Origin of the sequence: Brevibacterium sp. FME37 (genome assembly GCF_014897485.1) — a bacterium.
Lineage (GTDB): Bacteria > Actinomycetota > Actinomycetes > Actinomycetales > Brevibacteriaceae > Brevibacterium.
The window spans coordinates 1-16,511 of sequence record NZ_JABUYE010000018.1; the positions used below are offsets into that span (position 1 = coordinate 1).

General features: G+C 61.3%; 17 protein-coding genes. 11 read left to right on the forward strand and 6 right to left on the reverse strand.

The features are described 5' to 3' along the window. Nucleotides 1-315: 315 nt before the first annotated feature. Nucleotides 316-990, reverse strand: a complete 675-nt coding sequence (locus INT29_RS17090; protein WP_413463170.1) for an SOS response-associated peptidase — start codon at nt 988-990, stop codon at nt 316-318. 52 nt (nt 991-1,042) lie between these two features. Here INT29_RS17090 and INT29_RS17095 point away from each other — a divergent pair, with 52 nt between their 5' ends. The 5 genes from INT29_RS17095 (at nt 1,043) to INT29_RS17115 (ending at nt 5,863) form a co-directional block, all read left to right on the forward strand. After that, on the forward strand, nt 1,043-1,558 hold the full coding sequence (locus tag INT29_RS17095; RefSeq protein WP_101574539.1) for a MarR family winged helix-turn-helix transcriptional regulator: 516 nt from the start codon (nt 1,043-1,045) through the stop codon (nt 1,556-1,558). A 162-nt stretch (nt 1,559-1,720) separates the two neighbouring features. Then, nucleotides 1,721-2,887 (forward strand): acyl-CoA dehydrogenase family protein, encoded by a 1,167-nt coding sequence (locus INT29_RS17100; RefSeq protein WP_101574531.1) that lies wholly within the window; start codon nt 1,721-1,723, stop codon nt 2,885-2,887. A gap of 1 nt (nt 2,888) precedes the next feature. Continuing rightward, nucleotides 2,889-3,947 carry an enoyl-CoA hydratase/isomerase family protein gene (locus INT29_RS17105; RefSeq protein WP_101574530.1) on the forward strand — a complete coding sequence of 353 codons (1,059 nt, stop codon included), beginning with the start codon at nt 2,889-2,891 and terminating at the stop codon, nt 3,945-3,947. Next, a complete protein-coding gene (locus INT29_RS17110) occupies nt 3,944-4,720 on the forward strand; it encodes an enoyl-CoA hydratase (RefSeq protein ID WP_101574529.1) in 777 nt (258 codons plus the stop codon). The genes INT29_RS17105 and INT29_RS17110 overlap by 4 nt, the downstream gene beginning before the upstream one ends. A gap of 153 nt (nt 4,721-4,873) precedes the next feature. Beyond that, entirely contained in the window at nt 4,874-5,863 is a 990-nt protein-coding gene (locus INT29_RS17115) for an NAD(P)H-dependent flavin oxidoreductase (RefSeq protein ID WP_193072588.1), read from the forward strand. A 12-nt stretch (nt 5,864-5,875) separates the two neighbouring features. Here INT29_RS17115 and INT29_RS17120 read toward each other — a convergent pair whose 3' ends face one another. Together INT29_RS17120 and trpS are read right to left on the reverse strand one after the other, a co-directional pair. Then, the gene (locus INT29_RS17120; RefSeq protein ID WP_101574527.1) at nt 5,876-6,925 is read right to left on the reverse strand and encodes an App1 family protein; all 1,050 of its coding nucleotides are present in this window, start codon (nt 6,923-6,925) and stop codon (nt 5,876-5,878) included. 52 nt (nt 6,926-6,977) lie between these two features. After that, on the reverse strand, nt 6,978-7,976 hold the full coding sequence (trpS, locus tag INT29_RS17125) for a tryptophan--tRNA ligase (protein ID WP_193072589.1): 999 nt from the start codon (nt 7,974-7,976) through the stop codon (nt 6,978-6,980). Between the two features lie 338 nt (nt 7,977-8,314). Between trpS and INT29_RS17130 the strand changes: the two genes are divergently transcribed. The 4 genes from INT29_RS17130 to INT29_RS17145 all read left to right on the forward strand — a co-directional run bounded on the left by INT29_RS17130 (nt 8,315) and on the right by INT29_RS17145 (nt 11,723). Then, nucleotides 8,315-10,534: a carbon starvation CstA family protein gene (locus INT29_RS17130; protein ID WP_193072591.1), complete on the forward strand. Its 2,220-nt coding sequence runs from the start codon at nt 8,315-8,317 to the stop codon at nt 10,532-10,534. A gap of 45 nt (nt 10,535-10,579) precedes the next feature. Next, nucleotides 10,580-10,822, forward strand: coding sequence for a YbdD/YjiX family protein (locus tag INT29_RS17135; protein WP_101574524.1), 243 nt, complete (start codon nt 10,580-10,582; stop codon nt 10,820-10,822). 161 nt (nt 10,823-10,983) lie between these two features. Beyond that, entirely contained in the window at nt 10,984-11,394 is a 411-nt protein-coding gene (locus INT29_RS17140; protein ID WP_219618919.1) for a DMT family transporter, read from the forward strand. 2 nt (nt 11,395-11,396) lie between these two features. Further along, nucleotides 11,397-11,723: a DMT family transporter gene (locus INT29_RS17145; protein WP_101574537.1), complete on the forward strand. Its 327-nt coding sequence runs from the start codon at nt 11,397-11,399 to the stop codon at nt 11,721-11,723. Between the two features lie 106 nt (nt 11,724-11,829). Here the strand turns inward: INT29_RS17145 and INT29_RS17150 are convergent, their stop codons facing one another. After that, the gene (locus INT29_RS17150; protein ID WP_180959074.1) at nt 11,830-12,642 is read right to left on the reverse strand and encodes an exodeoxyribonuclease III; all 813 of its coding nucleotides are present in this window, start codon (nt 12,640-12,642) and stop codon (nt 11,830-11,832) included. Between the two features lie 84 nt (nt 12,643-12,726). On the opposite strand from INT29_RS17150, the gene INT29_RS17155 reads away from it, so the two are divergent. Then, nucleotides 12,727-13,215, forward strand: coding sequence for a GNAT family N-acetyltransferase (locus INT29_RS17155; protein WP_101574522.1), 489 nt, complete (start codon nt 12,727-12,729; stop codon nt 13,213-13,215). A 104-nt stretch (nt 13,216-13,319) separates the two neighbouring features. Here the strand turns inward: INT29_RS17155 and INT29_RS17160 are convergent, their stop codons facing one another. Then, nucleotides 13,320-14,207 carry a bifunctional methylenetetrahydrofolate dehydrogenase/methenyltetrahydrofolate cyclohydrolase gene (locus tag INT29_RS17160; protein WP_101574521.1) on the reverse strand — a complete coding sequence of 296 codons (888 nt, stop codon included), beginning with the start codon at nt 14,205-14,207 and terminating at the stop codon, nt 13,320-13,322. Next, nucleotides 14,207-15,481, reverse strand: a complete 1,275-nt coding sequence (gene glyA, locus INT29_RS17165) for a serine hydroxymethyltransferase (protein ID WP_101574520.1) — start codon at nt 15,479-15,481, stop codon at nt 14,207-14,209. Before glyA ends, INT29_RS17160 begins: the two co-directional genes overlap by 1 nt. Before the next feature lie 168 nt (nt 15,482-15,649). On the opposite strand from glyA, the gene purU reads away from it, so the two are divergent. After that, the gene (gene purU / locus INT29_RS17170) at nt 15,650-16,501 is read left to right on the forward strand and encodes a formyltetrahydrofolate deformylase (RefSeq protein ID WP_101574519.1); all 852 of its coding nucleotides are present in this window, start codon (nt 15,650-15,652) and stop codon (nt 16,499-16,501) included. Nucleotides 16,502-16,511 lie beyond the last annotated feature (10 nt).

Below are 16,511 nucleotides of genomic sequence, written 5' to 3' on the forward strand. Positions count from 1 at the left end.
CCCGTCACCACAACCCCCAAAAAGGGCGTGTACACCAGGGGTGTCAGTTTCAATTGTGCACGTTCTGCCTTGCGGCCCGCCGTACCAGCGGATGTTAACTCTACAGTGTTGTTTGGGCCTTCGCAACTTGAAGTTCATCTTCATTTTGCTGGGATCAAACCTGATCAGAGTAACCGTTGCCGTTCCTTGCGGGCTGGCAACTCGGTACACACTACACACATCCAGCGCGGTGCGCAAAACGAACTGGTGTCGGCCCGTTGGCCCCGCTCCCGGGCGCTGATCGCACGGCGTTTTCGGCGGATGCGCAGAAGTCACTCACCCCACGGGGGCGGTGAGTTCTGGCCCGTCATTGCGAACGTTTCCCACGCTCTTGCCCACTTTATGGCGGGTCACGCTCGCGGGGTCGACCTGCGCGAGAGCCGTTTCCAACAGTGGGGGAACGTCGGCGCTCGGGACCGCGGGGTCGATCCATCCGTCAACTGCTCCACGATCAAGGAAGACCGGCATCCGATGATGGACATCGCTCAGGTGTCCGGCGGCTTCCATCGTCAGTATCGTCGTCGACACCAACCAGGACTGGTCTGGCTGCTTCCAAAATTCGAACAGGCCAGCCATGAACAGCGGGTCCTTACCGGCAGCCGACATCATCCATGGCTGCTTGCCATCCTCAGTGGTCTCCCACTCGTAATACCCGGGAATCGGAAGTGCACAGCGACGCCTCTTGATGGACTGCCGAAACATCGGCTTCTCAAGAACTGTCTCCGAGCGTGCATTGAATGCCTTGAACCCGATCTTCGTGTCCTTCGCCCACCCAGGGACCAATCCCCACGAAGCAGTCTCCAGTCGACGCGTCAACTGTCCTTCATCATCCAGTCGCTCCACAACGATCGGCACGAAAGACCCCGGAGGTACGTTGTACCTGGGCGTGTAGTCATAGGAAATGACGTCGAGGCGGAGCTCATCGGCAAGATCTGCCGGATCGAGAGACATATTGAGTCGACCACACATGCGCTTATCTTCTCACTTCACTACACTGTCGACAATGGCGGCGGAAAAGACATCAGCGAGCAGACTCGACCCGATCGAGGAGTCCAGGAAGCAGTGGCTCGCCCACGGTTGGCACGATTCCACCGATGGCATGACGACCGTGATCTCGGTGATGAGAGTCCATCAGCTGTTTCTGGCCAAGGTCGATGCCGCCCTGAAACCATTTGCGCTGACATTCTCCCGGTATGAAGTCCTCACTCTCCTCTCCTTCACCAAGTCGGGGACTTTGCCGATGTCGAAGATTTCGGCCCGCCTCCAAGTCCACGCCACGTCGACGACAAACTCGGTTGATCGACTCGAGAAGGCCGGCCTCGTGAAGAGGCGCAGTCACCCCGATGACCGTCGCACCACGCTCGTAGAGCTCACCGAAGTCGGTCGCGAGCTTTCTGCACGCGCGACTTCCGCGCTCAACGACGAGGTATTCAGCTCACCCGCGCTGTCGGGGGCCGATCTGGGCAAACTCCTCCCCCACCTTGAATCACTGCGGTCCGAGCTCGAAGACCACGCCTGACTCTGCCGCTGAGCGGTTCTCCACCCTCCCCTGTTAACTGCACATGATGGAACAGACTGACTTTAATTAGTTGGACGTCCAAGTAATTTCTCCGTATCGTAGTGAACGTCATCACGTATGCGACAAGCCTCAATCGTGAATAGCCCTAACCGTGGAGGAATCATGTCCCGCAGCACAGCAGCTGCCCTGCCGTTCGGCCTCACCGAAGAACAACAGACAATCTCCGGTATGGTGCGCGAATTCGCCGACTCCGAGATCGCTCCGCATGCGCTGGAGTGGGACGCCGAGCACCACTTCCCCGTCGACGTCATCAAGAAGTCCGCCGACCTGGGCATGGGCGGAATCTACGTCAGCGAAGAAGCCGGCGGTACAGGAATGGGTCGCATGGATGCTGCCCTCATCTTCGAAGCGATGTCGACAGCCTGCCCCTCGGTCGCTGCATACATCTCCATCCATAACATGGTGGCGTGGATGATAGACAAATACGGAGATGACTCGCAGAAGTCGAAGTACCTCGCTCCCCTGGTCGCCATGGAACACCTCGGCAGCTACTGCCTGACTGAGCCCAACGCCGGTTCCGATGCTGCTGCTCTGCGCACCTCGGCAAGGGAAGACGGTGACTCCTATGTACTCAATGGCGTCAAACAGTTCATCTCCGGTGCCGGCACCTCCGAAACATACCTGGTCATGGCACGCACCGGTCAGGACGGTTCGCGCGGAATCTCCGCTTTCATCCTCGAAAAGGGCATGGAAGGCCTCTCCTTCGGCCCCAACGAACAGAAGATGGGCTGGCGCGCTCAGCCGACTCGCCAGGTCATCATGGAAAACGTGCGTGTACCGAAGGAGAACCTTCTCGGTGAACCAGGTCAGGGCTTCAAGATCGCCATGTCCGGTCTTGACGGTGGACGGCTCAACATCGGAGCATGCTCACTCGGCGGTGGGCAGTCCGCGCTGGAGAAGGCCATCGACTACATGGGCGAACGACAGGCCTTCGGAACCGAGCTCTCCGCATTCCAAGCCTTGCGATTCGAAGTCGCGGAGATGCAGACCAAACTCGAGGCCGCTCGCTCCCTCCTGTGGCGGGCCGCCAACGCCTACGATGCGGGCGATCCGAACACCTCGCTGCTCTCTGCGATGGCCAAACTGACAGCCACGGATTCGGGCTTCGATGTCGCCAACAGGGCACTCCAGTTGCACGGCGGCTACGGCTATCTGACAGAGTATGGAATTGAGAAGCTGGTGCGTGACCTGCGCGTCCACCAGATTCTGGAAGGCACCAACGAAATCATGCGCGTAATCATTTCGCGCAAGAGCACAGGAGTGGGCTGATATGACGACTGAAGCTGCGGCAACGCCGGGCGAACCCTCCGTCATCACCTCGAGTCACAACGGGGTGGGACGGATTGAACTCAACAAACCGAAACTGATCAATGCACTGGGCCAGGACATGGTGGGCGCCATCGATGACGCTCTCAAGAGCTGGCGCGACGATGAGACGATCAAGGCTGTCCTGGTCACCGGACGCGGCGAACGCGGACTGTGCGCCGGAGGCGACATCAAGGCCGTCTACAACGACATTGTGGCCGGAACCGATGAGAACGCCCGATTCTGGAATCGCGAATACAAGATGAACTATGAGATCTCGCAGTTCCCGAAGCCCTACGTCGTGATCATGAATGGCATCACAATGGGCGGCGGAGTCGGAATCTCGGGCCACGGTACACACCGCATCGTCACCGACTCCACGAAGATCGGGATGCCAGAAACCGGAATCGGACTGTTCCCGGACGTCGGCGGCACCCACCTGCTGGCCAATGCCCCGGGCCAGCTCGGAACCCACCTGGCACTGACGGGTCTGCCGGTCGGAGCAGGAGCCGCGCTGGCCATGGGCCTGGCCGACTACTACGTCACCGACGCAGATGTGCCGGCACTCATCGCCGACCTCGAAGCAGGTGGTGACGTTGAGACCGTGATCGGGCGCTACGCCGCCGATGCTCCGGAGAACGAACTCGCCGAGGCCGCAAGCTGGATCGACGAATGCTATACCGCAGACAGAGCAGAAGACATCGTCGCAGCGCTTGCCGCGCATGCGAACCCCGATGCCAACGCTGCCGGGAAACTGATCGGCTCCAAGGCCCCCACCTCGGTGAAGGTGACCCTGGCCGCCGTACGCAAGGCTAAGAACATGTCCTTGGCCGAGGTCCTCGAACAGGACTACCGCGCAGCCGTCGCACTGACCCGTCGCCCGGATCTCAAGGAGGGCATTCGCGCGCAGGTCATCGACAAGGACCGCAACCCCCAGTGGTCGCCGGCTTCGCTCGACGAAGTCAGCGACGAAACGGTCAACGACATTCTCACCACCGTCCACGAAGAGAAGGTGTTCTCATGAGCGATTACGAAACCATCCTCACAGCCGTCGACCAGGGCGTCGCCACCATTACGATCGACCGCCCGAAGGCGCTCAATGCGCTGAACATGCAGGTGCTCACCGACATCACAGACGCAGCCACCGCATTCGACGCCGACGATGAGGTCAAAGCGATCATCATCACCGGCAGCGGCAAGGCCTTCGCCGCGGGTGCCGACATCAAGGAGATGTCCAACCTCGACTTCGCCACCGCCTTCAAAGCCGACTGGTTCGCCGGTTGGACCCGCCTCACGAACGTGCGCAAGCCAGTCATCACCGCTGTCAACGGCTTCGCCCTCGGCGGCGGCTGTGAGCTGGCCATGATGGGCGACATCCTCGTCGCCTCGACGAAGGCCAAGTTCGGCCAGCCCGAGATCAACCTCGGCGTCCTGCCGGGCATGGGCGGGTCCCAGCGACTGACCCGCGCCATCGGCAAGGCCAAGTCAATGGACATGTGCCTGACCGGACGCATGATGAATGCCGAAGAAGCCGAGCGCTCGGGCCTCGTGGCACGCATCGTCGAGCCCGATGAACTGATTGCCACGGCCAACGAGATAGCGCAGACGATCGCATCCAAGTCCCGCATCGCCTCGGCGATGGTGAAGGAAGCGGTCAACACCGCATTCGAAACGACACTCGAACAGGGACTACGTTACGAACGGCGCCTCTTCCATTCCACTCTGGCCACGAACGACCAGTCCGAGGGAATGGCCGCATTCGTGGAGAAGCGGGACGCGAACTTCACGGATTCCTGATCCACCCCGCAATGACACGGATCTGCTGACACAGGCAGGTTCGATGGCGCAGACGAATCGACTCGTCTGCGCCATCTTTGTCTCTGCCTGATCGACCACTTTTAACAATCGTTCAGTTAGAGTAGGAATGTTCATCCACCCAAAGGAGTCACAATGAATTCTTTCGACAATCTTCTCTCCCAGCTGCGGCTTCCGGTGCTCGGCTCCCCCATGTTCATCGCATCCGGTCCTGAGCTGGTCAAAGCCCAGTGCCAGTCCGGCATCATCGGGTCCTTCCCCACACTCAACGCCCGCCCGGCGTCCATGCTCACCGACTGGCTCGACGAGATCTCCGAGTCCAACGCCGCGTTCACAGCCGCGAATCCGGCTCAGCCGGCCGCGCCGTACGCCGTGAACCTCATCGTCCACCGCTCGAATAACCGGTTGGAAGAGGACCTCGCCGAGGTGGTTCGCCACCAGGTGCCCATCGTGATCACCTCTCTGGGTGCACGTGAAGAGGTCAATGAAGCCGTCCACTCCTACGGCGGCATCGTCCTCCACGACGTCATCAACAACAAATTCGCACACAAGGCAGTGGAGAAGGGCGCCGACGGCGTCATCGCCGTCGCTGCCGGCGCCGGTGGCCACGCCGGAGCGCTCTCACCATTTGCTCTGGTCCAGGAGATCCGGTCCTGGTTCGACGGACCGCTGCTGCTCTCGGGAGCGATTGCGCATGGCAGGTCGATCCTCGCTGCACTGGCAGCCGGTGCTGACTGCGCCTACGTCGGCTCCGCATTCCTGTCGACGGCCGAAGCCAACGTCACCGAAGACTACAGACAGATGATCGTCGACTCCGCCGCCGAGGATGTTGTCTACTCCAGCTACTTCACCGGAGTCAAAGGCAACTACCTGCGCGGTTCCATCACCGCGTCCGGCCTCGATCCCGACAACCTCCCCGAGGCCGATCCGACGAAGATGGACTTCGGAACAAGCGACGGCTCGGACTCGAAGGCATGGAAGGACATCTGGGGATCGGGTCAGGGAATCGGCGTGCTCAGCTCCAAGAGCACCACTGGCGAACTGGTCGACGACCTGGCCACACAGTTCGAGGCTGCGAAGATGGAACTCGACTCTCGAGTACGCACTTCCGAACGCGTCGGCTGAGTCAAAGAGCACTCAGATCGTGGAGATGATGCCCCGTTCGGTCAGGCGCGAGGACAGCCCTGCACCGTCCGGGGCATAGATCCACGGCACACCCTGCCCGCGACCGTGGCGCTTCGAACGACCGCCGGCCCAGACCGCTTCACCGACGGTGAGCTGACGGATGGCGACGGCGGCGACATTGTCGGGGTGATTGTCCACGAACTCTCCGTAGACCTCTTCGTCCTTCTGCCCGTCATCGCCGATGAGCAGCCATTTCATCCATGGGAACTCACGCGAGAGACGCTCAAGGGAATTGCGTTTGTGCTCCTTGCCCGAACGGAAGGCCCGAGTCGTCGTCGGCCCCCAGTCGGTGAGAAGCAGGGGCCCCATCGGGTACAGGTTGCGGGAGAGAAACCGTTTGATCGTCAGTGCCGAATTCCAGGCTCCCGTGGACAGATAGACCATCGGAGAATTCGGGCGCATATAGGTGATCCGGTCGTAGAGAACAGCCATTCCCGCCACCGGCGACCTGGCATGCTCGCTGAGAACGAAGGTGTTCCACGCGGCCAGGAACGGCCGCGGCAGTGAGGTGACCATGACGGTGTCATCGATGTCGGAGATGATGCCGAACGTCGAGTCCTCGCCGATGATCGTCACCGCAGCCGAATCTACGAGCGACCCATCGGTCCACAGTTCGATCTCGGTCTCACCGGGCTGAAAGTCACCGGGAATGACCGTGTCGATGATGCCGCCCCGGTCGGCGGTGACCATGTGCTCCTCGTCATTGACGCGCACCCAAGCCGCGTCATTGGGCAGAGGCACACTGACGAAGGACTTCCACCCCCGGATGCTCGCCTGCAGATCCGCCGCAGGCTGACCGGTTGGAGTCAGGACCAAACGGCCGAGCACCCTCACCCAGCCGGTTCCCCCGTATGTGTCATAGGCGATGACCGTGCGCTGATAAGTGTGGTCGGTGGCCCGATTCTGCAGCCAGCCGTTGAAGCGGTCTTCCATCCGTGCCGCGGTGTGCAGCATGTCCGGAGTCAGATTCAGCGGTCCCTCTTCGGGTTTCTTCTTCGCCACGGTTCTTCCTTCACACTCATCGCACGGCAGGTCGGATCGGGGTGAGGCCAGCTCAGACGAAACCGACCTTGTCGTAGACGTCTCGCAGGGTCACCTCGGCGATCTCATTGGCCTTAGCCGCACCCGCATCGAGGATGGACTGGAGCTGTGCCCGGTCCTGCAGGAGTTCATTGGTGCGTTCACGCACTGGGGTCAGGGCTTCGACGGCGATCTCGGCCAGGTCGACCTTGAGGTGACCATACATCTTGCCTTCGTAGTCTGCGACGATGTCATCGACTGACCTCGATGTCAGCGAGGAGTAGATCGTGAGCAGGTTCGAGACTCCGGGCTTGGCCTCCGGATCGAAAGCGATTTCCTTGCCATCGTCGGTGACCGCGGACTTGATCTTCTTCGTCAGCGACTTCGCGTCGTCGAGGATGTCGATGCGGCCCAGCGGGCTGGGCAGAGACTTCGACATCTTCGCTGCGGGGTTCTGCAGGTCATAGATCTTCGCGGTGGCCTTCAGGATCTGTGCCTCGGGGACGACGAAAGTCTCACCGAACCGGTAGTTGAAGCGTTCGGCCAGGTTCCTGGTCAGCTCGAGATGCTGGCGCTGGTCCTCGCCCACGGGCACCATCTGCGGGTTGTAGAGGAGGATGTCGGCAGCCATCAGCGCCGGGTAGGTGAGCAGGCCCAGGGATACATGCTCCTGCTTGGACGACTTGTCCTTGAACTGCGTCATCCGGCTGGCCTCGCCCATCGACGTGGTGCATTCGAGGACCCACGACAACTGAGGGTGGGCGGGGACCTGAGACTGCACGAAGATCGTCGACTTCTCCGGATCGATGCCTGCCGCAATGAACTGCGCCGCTGTGCGCAGGGTCCGCTCGCGCAGGTCAGTCGGGTCCTGTTCGACGGTGATGGCGTGCATGTTCGCGATGAAGTAGAAGGCATCATGTGACTCCTGATGCGCCACGAACTGCTGTAGAGCTCCGATGTAGTTACCCAGGTGCAGGGAGTCCGAGGTGGCCTGGATGCCGGAAACTGTGCGTGGCAGAGAAGAAGTCATCATAGAACTATGATGCCACTTCATCGCCGCGTCTTCGCAGACCACTCCGTGCGTGCCGGGGACTCGGACAAGACTTGCGCAGACGAGTGAACGACGCTGGCGCTGCTGAACCGTCGGAATCAGGGAACACCAGCTGAAACGACGTTCGGAACAAGCTCGGCTGTTTTGGTGACCTCTGCCACCTCCACACCATCGGCAAACGGTATAGTGACGATGCAGATCACATGATTCATCGAGGTATCTCACATGGTTCGGTCTACCGTCAGCGGTGGGCCCGAGCCCGGTGATCATGGGCAACGAAGATTCGGTGCGCCGTCATCGAGCTCAACGAGGAGGAAATCTTGTCGGTCGAATATGTCAGAACCGAAGAGGGGCTGCCGCCGGTGGCTGTGGTCGAGAAGCCACGATGGACCCCGGTGAAGATCGTCATCTGGGTGCTCATCGCGCTGGTCGCGGCCGCCGGGTGGGCGATGATTGCGTTCGTGCGCGGAGAAGAGATGTCGGCCAGCTGGTTCGTCGCCGCTGCAGTAGGCAGCTACCTCATCGCATTCCGCTTCTACGCGAAGTTCATCGAATGGAAGATCTGCCGCCCCAACCCGAAACGGGCCACCCCCGCAGAGCTCAACGACAATGGACGTGACTTCGCGCCCACCGACCGCCGCGTTCTCTTCGGTCACCACTTCGCCGCCATCTCCGGTGCCGGCCCTCTGGTCGGACCGATTCTCGCTGCCCAGATGGGCTACCTGCCCGGCACTCTGTGGATCGTCCTCGGCGTCATCGTCGCCGGCGGCGTTCAGGACTACCTGGTGTTGTTCTTCTCGATGCGCCGTAACGGCCGCTCGCTGGGACAGATGACTCGCGATGAGCTGGGACGTACGGGCGGAATCATCGCCTCGCTGGGCATCATCCTCATCATGGTCATCCTCATCGCCGTCCTCGGCGTCGTCATCATCAACGCGCTGGCCGAAAGCCCCTGGGGCGTCTTCTCCATCGCGATGACGATTCCGATCGCCGTGTTCATGGGCGTCTACATGCGCTACCTGCGCCCAGGCAAGGTCGTCGAGGTCTCGGTCATCGGCATCATCCTCCTGCTCCTGGCCATCGTGGCTGGCGGTTGGGTCCACAATTCGCCCGTCTGGTCCGAGATCTTCCATCTCGACAAGGTGACGTTGGCCTGGTGCCTGATGATCTACGGCTTCCTCGCCGCCGTCCTGCCGGTGTGGGTGCTGCTGGCACCGCGCGATTACCTGTCAACATTCATGAAGCTCGGCACCATCATCCTGCTGGCCGTCGGCATCATCATCGTCAACCCGAGCGTGCAGATGCCGGCCGTGACCGAGTTCGCCTTCAACTCCGAGGGCCCTGCCTTCGCCGGAGCTCTGTTCCCATTCCTCTTCATCACCATAGCCTGCGGGGCTCTATCGGGATTCCACGCGCTGATCTCCTCGGGCACCACACCTAAGCTGATCGAAAAGGAATCCCAGGCCCGCCTCATCGGCTACGGCGGAATGCTCATGGAGTCCTTCGTCGCAATCATGGCTCTGGTGGCCGCGATCTGCCTCGACAAGGGACTGTACTTCGCGATGAACGCCGCCGAACCGCTTACAGGTGGAACTGCCCAAGGAGCATCGGACTTCATCAGCAACTCGTTGGGCATGTCCGGCGTCACGACCAGTCCCGAGATCCTCGAGCAGGCGGCCAAGGACGTCGGCGAAGAGAGCATCGTCTCCCGCACCGGCGGTGCCCCCACCTTGGCAATGGGTATGGCGCACATTCTCCACAATATCTTCGGCGGACCAGCATGGATGTCATTCTGGTACCACTTCGCAGTCATGTTCGAAGCTCTGTTCATCCTCACCACGATCGATGCCGGCACCCGCGTGGCCCGCTTCATGCTCAGCGACGCCCTCGGCAACTTCTCGAAGAAGTTCCGTGATCCGTCATGGACTCCGGGTGCGTGGCTGACGACGGCCATCATGGTCGCGGCTTGGGGGTCGATCCTGCTGATGGGGGTCACCGACCCTCTCGGCGGCATCAATACGCTGTTCCCGCTTTTCGGCATCTCCAACCAATTGTTGGCGGCCATTGCCCTGGCGGTGGTATTCGCCATCGTGTGCAAGATGGGTCTGGCCCGCTGGGCATGGATCCCGGGCATACCGCTTGTGATCGACCTCGTGGTCACCATGGTCGCGTCCTGGCAGAAGATCTTCTCCTCGGATCCCGCCCTCGGCTACTGGGCACAGCACTTCGCCTATAAGGATGCCTTGGCGTCCGGGGAAACCTCCTTGGGCAACACCGAGGGGGCGGCGGCGATGGGTGCCGTCGTCCGCAACACCTTTGTGCAGGGCACGCTCTCGATCGTCTTCGCGCTGCTTGTTGCGATGGTTGTCGTCATGGCCGTATGGAAGTCCATCGAAGCCATCAAGAAGGGGTCGCTGCCCACTTCTGAAGAGCCCTACACTGAGACGAAGATGTTTGCTCCGGCAGGTCTCATCGCACGTAAGGCCGAACGCGAGGTCCAGGCACAGTGGGACGAGCAGTCCCCGCTCAAACGACCGTGATCGTGTTCTGAGCACCGTGACGATGACACCGAAAGGAGAGACAGCATGACCAGCGCAAGCACACATCCGCTCGAGCGTCTCGTGAAGGACCCCTGGGGTTCGCTTCGTCGGGGCGTGGCAGGGCTGCTGTGGTACCTCAAAGAGGTCATGGGCGAGAACGCCTACATCCATTACATGGAGTCCTACGAGCGCCGCCACGGCACTCGCGAGGGTGCCATGGGTGAGAAGGAATTCTGGCGCGATCTCACCGATGAGCAGGACCGCAACCCGAAGGTTCGGTGCTGCTGACACTCGGTGCTTCTGTAAATCGGTGTTCGTGACGTTCGGTGCTGCTGAGCATTGGGAGCCCGGGTCCGTGTGGAGCTTTCTCCGCCCGGACCCGGGCCTTCGTCGTCTGATCGGAAGGGACACGATTTCCCTGCCAGATGACCATGCTCGATAATTGCCTGGTGCGCAAATGGTTATTTCTGATGGGCGCCGTCATCGCCGAGGTGACTGGCACGTTGGCGCTGAAGGGAGCCCTTGACTCCCCCGCCCTCTACGTCCTCGTCGGCCTCGGTTATGCCGCAGCGTTCGTCTTCTTAAGCCTCACTCTTCGCGTCGGCATGCCGTTGGGCATTGCCTATGGAATCTGGGGCGCCGCGGGAGTCGCACTCACAGCAGTTCTGTCTCTTGTCCTCTTCGCGGAACCGCTGACCCCCGTCATGATCACCGGAATCGTGTTCATCATGGCCGGCGTCATCCTCGTCGAGGTCGGCAACCGGGATGACGATGCGCGTCAGACTCTGCCGGACGCACCGGAGAGCGATCGTGGTCGCCCAGGAGACGAAGACTTGAGTGCACCTGGAGACGAGTCATGATCATCGGCTGGATTCTGCTCGCCATCGCGATCGTCCTCGAGGTTGCTGCCACAATCTGTCTGCGAATGGCATCGGTCGGCGGCAGCAGGTGGTGGTATGCCGGTGTCGGCGCCGGCTACTTCGTCTCCTTCAGCCTGCTCAGCCTGACTCTGCGCACCGGCATTCCCCTGGGCGTGGCCTACGGGATCTGGGCCGCCACCGGAGTCGCGCTGACTGCTTTGGCCGGCCGCGCACTCTTCAAAGAGAAGCTGACACGGAAGATGCTCGTCGGTATCGGTCTCATCCTCATCGGCGTGCTGCTCATCGAGCTCGGCTCCTCATACGCCTAAACGACCGGCCTGCTGAAACACGGCAACCCTCCGGGCCCTGAGCAACATTAAGTGGACTGGTCCCCTGGAGTTGCCCAGCGCCCGGAGGGTTGCTGAGACGGTGGTATTACTTCGGACCGGGAAGGTCGTAGTCAATGACCAGTGGGGCGTGATCTGACCAACGCTCGGCCCAGCTGTCGGCCTTGTCGACCGTGGCCTTCACAGCCGCCTCGGCGAGTGCCGGTGTCGCCATCTGATAATCGATGCGCCATCCGGCGTTGTTGTCGAAGGCCTGCCCACGCATGGACCACCAGGTGTAGGGTCCGTCGACATCGCCGCTGAGTGACCGGTGGACGTCGACGAAGCCGACATCGCCGAAGAAGCCGTCGAAGTAGGCGCGCTCTTCGGGTAGGAAACCGGACTTCTTGCGGTTGGCTTTCCAGTTCTTCAAGTCTCGTTCGGTGTGGCAGACGTTGAGGTCACCGGTGATCAGTACGTGATCGGCGTGCTTCGCAAGCTCTGGCAGACGTACCGTCATCCGATCGAGGAAAAGGTACTTGTCCTCCTGCTTGGGGGTGTCGACCTCACCGGAATGGACGTAAGCCGACACGAGTGTCAGCAACGACCCGTCGCCGAGGCGATAGTCCGTTTCCAGCCACCGACCAGCCCGATCGAAGTACTCATCTGCACCGAGTCCTTCGCGGACCTCGACGGGCTGCGTACGAGCCATGACTGCGACCCCAGCACGCCCCTTCGCCTCGGCGTCGTGGCTGATCGTGGTGTACCCGGTGTCCTCGAGCACCTTCAGGGCGATGTCGTTGGCGGCCCGGACTTCCTGCAGTGTGATGAAGTCAGGTTTGGCACTGTCTACCCAGGTGGGCATCCCCTTTCTCCATGCTGCTCGAACTCCGTTGACGTTGACTGATGCAATTCGAATCATGTGTTCTATCATGGCATGAGCGCACTACTCATCCGGGCCTGGGCGTTATACAGTGATGGAAAGAAGCATATTTCAGGAGGCGTAATGGCTGTAGACGAGACTTTCGATTCTGAGCAGCTGAGCATCAGCCCGCTCGACGAAGTAGACGCCCGTGAGATGCGAGAGTTCCTACTCGGCGCGCAGGAGAACTTCTGGGGAGACCGGGACCTGAGCGGCGATCACGACGCCTATTGGTTCCACCAGTTTGTGAGCTCGGGAATGGTTGCCAGATACCGTTCGGAGATCGTCGGCTATCTGCTCGGCGTCATCCCCCATGACGGCCCGGCGTATATCCACCTGGTTGCTGCTCGGTCGGATTTCCGCCATCAGGGAATCGGTCGACGTCTGTACCAGCACTTCATCGAACACTCGCGGAAGTTGGGTGTCTCATCGGTGCAGGCGACAACCCTGCCGGATTCCTCGGCAGCGATCTCCTTCCATTCCTCGCTCGGGTTCACTGGTGAACTCATCTCCGACTATGCGGGCGCAGGAGATCCTCGCGTGTTCTTCGAACTCAAGCTCCTCGAAGAGTGAACTGATCATCGAAGAATGAACCAAGCTGGTGTGACCACCAGAACAGAGACTGACGGCCTCCCACACAGATTTGTGGGAGGCCGTCCGTTTCAGAAGATGTACGCTCAGGCGAGTGCAGCCGCCCGCTCGGCCACGTCGACGACGTTCTTCAACAGCAGTGCACGAGTCATGGGCCCAACTCCGCCGGGATTCGGTGAGACCCAAGCCGCCACCTCGGCGACACCAGGATCCACGTCTCCAACGATCTTCGACTTTCCCGTCTCCGGATCCTCTTCACGCGAGACTCCGACGTCGAGGACGACCGCACCGGGTTTGACCGAGTCGGCGGTCACAATCCGGGCCGACCCTGCGGCGGCGACGATGATATCGGCCTGAGCCAATAGTTCGGGCAGATTCGTCGTTCCGGTGTGCGTCAGCGTCACCGTGGCGTTGTACTCACGACGAGTAAGCAGCGCACCGATCGACCGGCCGACGGTGACACCGCGACCCACGACCACAACGTGCTTGCCAGCCAATTCGATCCCATTGCGCTGCATCAGTTCGATGACTCCACGTGGGGTGCACGGCAGCGGGGTGGTGATCTCACGGTTGACGTTGAGCATCAGCCGGCCGAGGTTGGTCGGATGCAGCCCGTCCGCGTCCTTTGCAGGATCAATGCGTTCGAGGACGGTGTCCGTGTCGATGTGTGAGGGCAACGGCAGCTGCACAATGTATCCGGTGCATTCGTCATCGGCGTTGAGCTCGTCAATGACCGTCAGGAGTTCCTCCTGGCTCACCGACTCCGGAAGATCACGTCGTATGGAATGGATGCCCACCTCGGCGCAGTCACGGTGCTTGCCCGCCACATACCACTTCGAACCCGGATCCTCACCGACGAGGACCGTGGCCAAGCCGGGGACGATGCCCCGCTGTGCCAGGTTCTCGACGGTGGTCCGCAGCTCGTCCTTGATCGCCTTCGCACAGACCTTGCCGTCAAGGATCCGTGCTGCCATCAGAACTGCTCCAGATCTTCGTAGAGGGGGAAGTTCTCGCTGAGTTTCTTGACCCGAGCGCCGAGTGCGTCGACGTTCGCACCGGGCTTGAGCGCCTCGGCGATGACATCGGCGACCTCGGTGAACTCGGCATCGCCGAACCCGCGGGTAGCCAGGGCAGGGGTGCCTATGCGCAGACCGGAGGTCACCATGGGCGGGCGGGGGTCGAACGGAACGGCGTTGCGGTTCACGGTGATGCCGACCTCGTGCAACAGGTCTTCTGCCTGCTGTCCGTCCAGAGCTGAGTTGCGCAGGTCGACTAAGACCAGGTGGACGTCGGTGCCGCCGGTCAGGACCGTGGCTCCAGCCTTGGCGACGTCATCGGACATGAGGCGCTCGGCCAGGATCTGGGCACCGCGCACGGTCCGTTCCTGGCGGGCTTTGAACTCTTCGGAGGCGGCGAGCTTGAATGCCACAGCCTTGGCCGCGATCACGTGCATGAGTGGTCCACCCTGCTGACCTGGGAAGACCGCGGAGTTCAACTTTTTCGCGTACTCCTCCTTGCCGAGGATGAAGCCGGAGCGTGGTCCGCCGATGGTCTTGTGCACCGTCGATGACACAACATCGGCGAAGGGCACCGGGTTGGGGTGCAGTCCGGCTGCGACGAGGCCGGCGAAGTGTGCCATGTCGACCCAGAGCTTCGCTCCGACCTCGTCGGCGATGTCGCGGAAGGCTTGGAAGTCGAGCTGACGCGGGTAGGCTGACCAGCCTGCGACGATGACCTCTGGGCGATGTTCGAGCGCACGCTCACGCACCTTGTCCATGTCGATCCGGTACGTGTCAGGATCGACTTCGTAGGAGGCGACGTCGTAGAGGCGACCCGAGAAGTTGATCTTCATGCCGTGGGTGAGGTGACCGCCGTGGGCCAGTGAGAGGCCGAGCATCTTGTCACCCTGGCGGGCCAGGGCGTGCATCACAGCAGCGTTGGCGGAGGCGCCGGAGTGCGACTGCACGTTCGCGTATTCGGCACCGAAGAGGCTCTTGGCCCGGTCGATGGCCAAAGTCTCAGCGACATCGACGTATTCGCAGCCACCGTAGTAGCGCTTCCCGGGGTAACCTTCGGCATACTTGTTCGTCAGCACTGAGCCCTGTGCCTGCAGCACGGCGCGCGGCACGAAGTTCTCCGAGGCGATCATCTCGAGAGTCGAACGCTGGCGGCCCAATTCCTGGTCAAGGACTTCCGCGATCTGTGGATCGATGTCTGCAAGCGAGGCCTGCATCGAATTATCAGTCATGTATACACTCCTGTGGCATCCAAAGTGATGAGAGGGACGCCGCGATCGGCTCCGCGAGTACCCGAAAACAATGCTAACAGCGAACCAGTTCACGCCGTCGGGCCTCTCGACATACGGATCCTGGGCCGGTATCAGTGCGCACCGGGTTCGACCATTAGAATCGAGGCCATGAGTAGAGAATGGATCCTGCGAGTCACCTGCCCGGACGCAACCGGAATCGTCCACGCCGTGACAGGGGTCCTCGCATCACTCGGTGCGAACATCACCGAATCCCAGCAGTTCTCCTCCCCCGATTCGCTGCAGTTCTTCCTGCGAGTCCAGTTCGTCACGACCACGGATTCCGATGCCGAAACCCTGGAGTCTGCCCTCGCCGAGGCAGCCCAACGTTTCGATATGACGCTGAGCCTCCAGCCCGTGGAGAAGAAGACGAGAACCCTCGTTCTCGTATCCAAGGCCGCACACTGCCTCAACACTCTGCTGTTCCAGCAGAGCTCGGGACAGCTGCCTATCGACATCGTGGGGGTGGCCGGCAACCATGACTCGCTGCGGTCGCTGGCGGAATTCCACGGTCACGACTTCCACCATATTCCGATCACTTCAGAGACCAAGGACGTAGCCGAAGCGAGGTTGAGCGACCTTGTTTCTGAGCTCGACGTCGAACTCATCGTCCTCGCGCGGTACATGCAGATCCTCTCCCCCGATCTGTGCGCACGGCTTGAGGGCCGTGTCATCAACATCCACCATTCGTTCCTGCCCAGTTTCAAGGGTGCCAAGCCCTACCACCAGGCGCATGCTCGCGGGGTGAAGATCATCGGCGCCACCGCCCACTACGTCACCCCCGATCTCGACGAGGGCCCGATCATCGAGCAGGACGTGGCTCGGGTCGACCACAACCGCAACATCGCCGACTTCGTCCAGCGCGGACAGGATGTCGAAGCAGCCGTGCTCGCACGGGCCGTGGCCTGGCATGCGGAAGGGCGGGTCCTCATGGACGGTCACCGCACGGTCGTCTTCAACTGATCGCAGCGCT

Excerpts from the sequence above, each read along its gene's own strand:
- INT29_RS17090 (WP_413463170.1), bottom strand. The coding sequence starts at position 990 with ATGTCTCTCGATCCGGCAGATCTTGCCGATGAGCTCCGCCTCGACGTC.
- INT29_RS17095 (WP_101574539.1), top strand. The coding sequence starts at position 1,043 with ATGGCGGCGGAAAAGACATCAGCGAGCAGACTCGACCCGATCGAGGAG.
- INT29_RS17100 (WP_101574531.1), top strand. The coding sequence starts at position 1,721 with ATGTCCCGCAGCACAGCAGCTGCCCTGCCGTTCGGCCTCACCGAAGAA.
- INT29_RS17105 (WP_101574530.1), top strand. The coding sequence starts at position 2,889 with ATGACGACTGAAGCTGCGGCAACGCCGGGCGAACCCTCCGTCATCACC.
- INT29_RS17110 (WP_101574529.1), top strand. The coding sequence starts at position 3,944 with ATGAGCGATTACGAAACCATCCTCACAGCCGTCGACCAGGGCGTCGCC.
- INT29_RS17115 (WP_193072588.1), top strand. The coding sequence starts at position 4,874 with ATGAATTCTTTCGACAATCTTCTCTCCCAGCTGCGGCTTCCGGTGCTC.
- trpS (WP_193072589.1), bottom strand. The coding sequence starts at position 7,976 with ATGATGACTTCTTCTCTGCCACGCACAGTTTCCGGCATCCAGGCCACC.
- INT29_RS17135 (WP_101574524.1), top strand. The coding sequence starts at position 10,580 with ATGACCAGCGCAAGCACACATCCGCTCGAGCGTCTCGTGAAGGACCCC.
- INT29_RS17150 (WP_180959074.1), bottom strand. The coding sequence starts at position 12,642 with ATGATTCGAATTGCATCAGTCAACGTCAACGGAGTTCGAGCAGCATGG.
- INT29_RS17155 (WP_101574522.1), top strand. The coding sequence starts at position 12,727 with ATGGCTGTAGACGAGACTTTCGATTCTGAGCAGCTGAGCATCAGCCCG.
- INT29_RS17160 (WP_101574521.1), bottom strand. The coding sequence starts at position 14,207 with ATGGCAGCACGGATCCTTGACGGCAAGGTCTGTGCGAAGGCGATCAAG.
- glyA (WP_101574520.1), bottom strand. The coding sequence starts at position 15,481 with ATGACTGATAATTCGATGCAGGCCTCGCTTGCAGACATCGATCCACAG.
- purU (WP_101574519.1), top strand. The coding sequence starts at position 15,650 with ATGAGTAGAGAATGGATCCTGCGAGTCACCTGCCCGGACGCAACCGGA.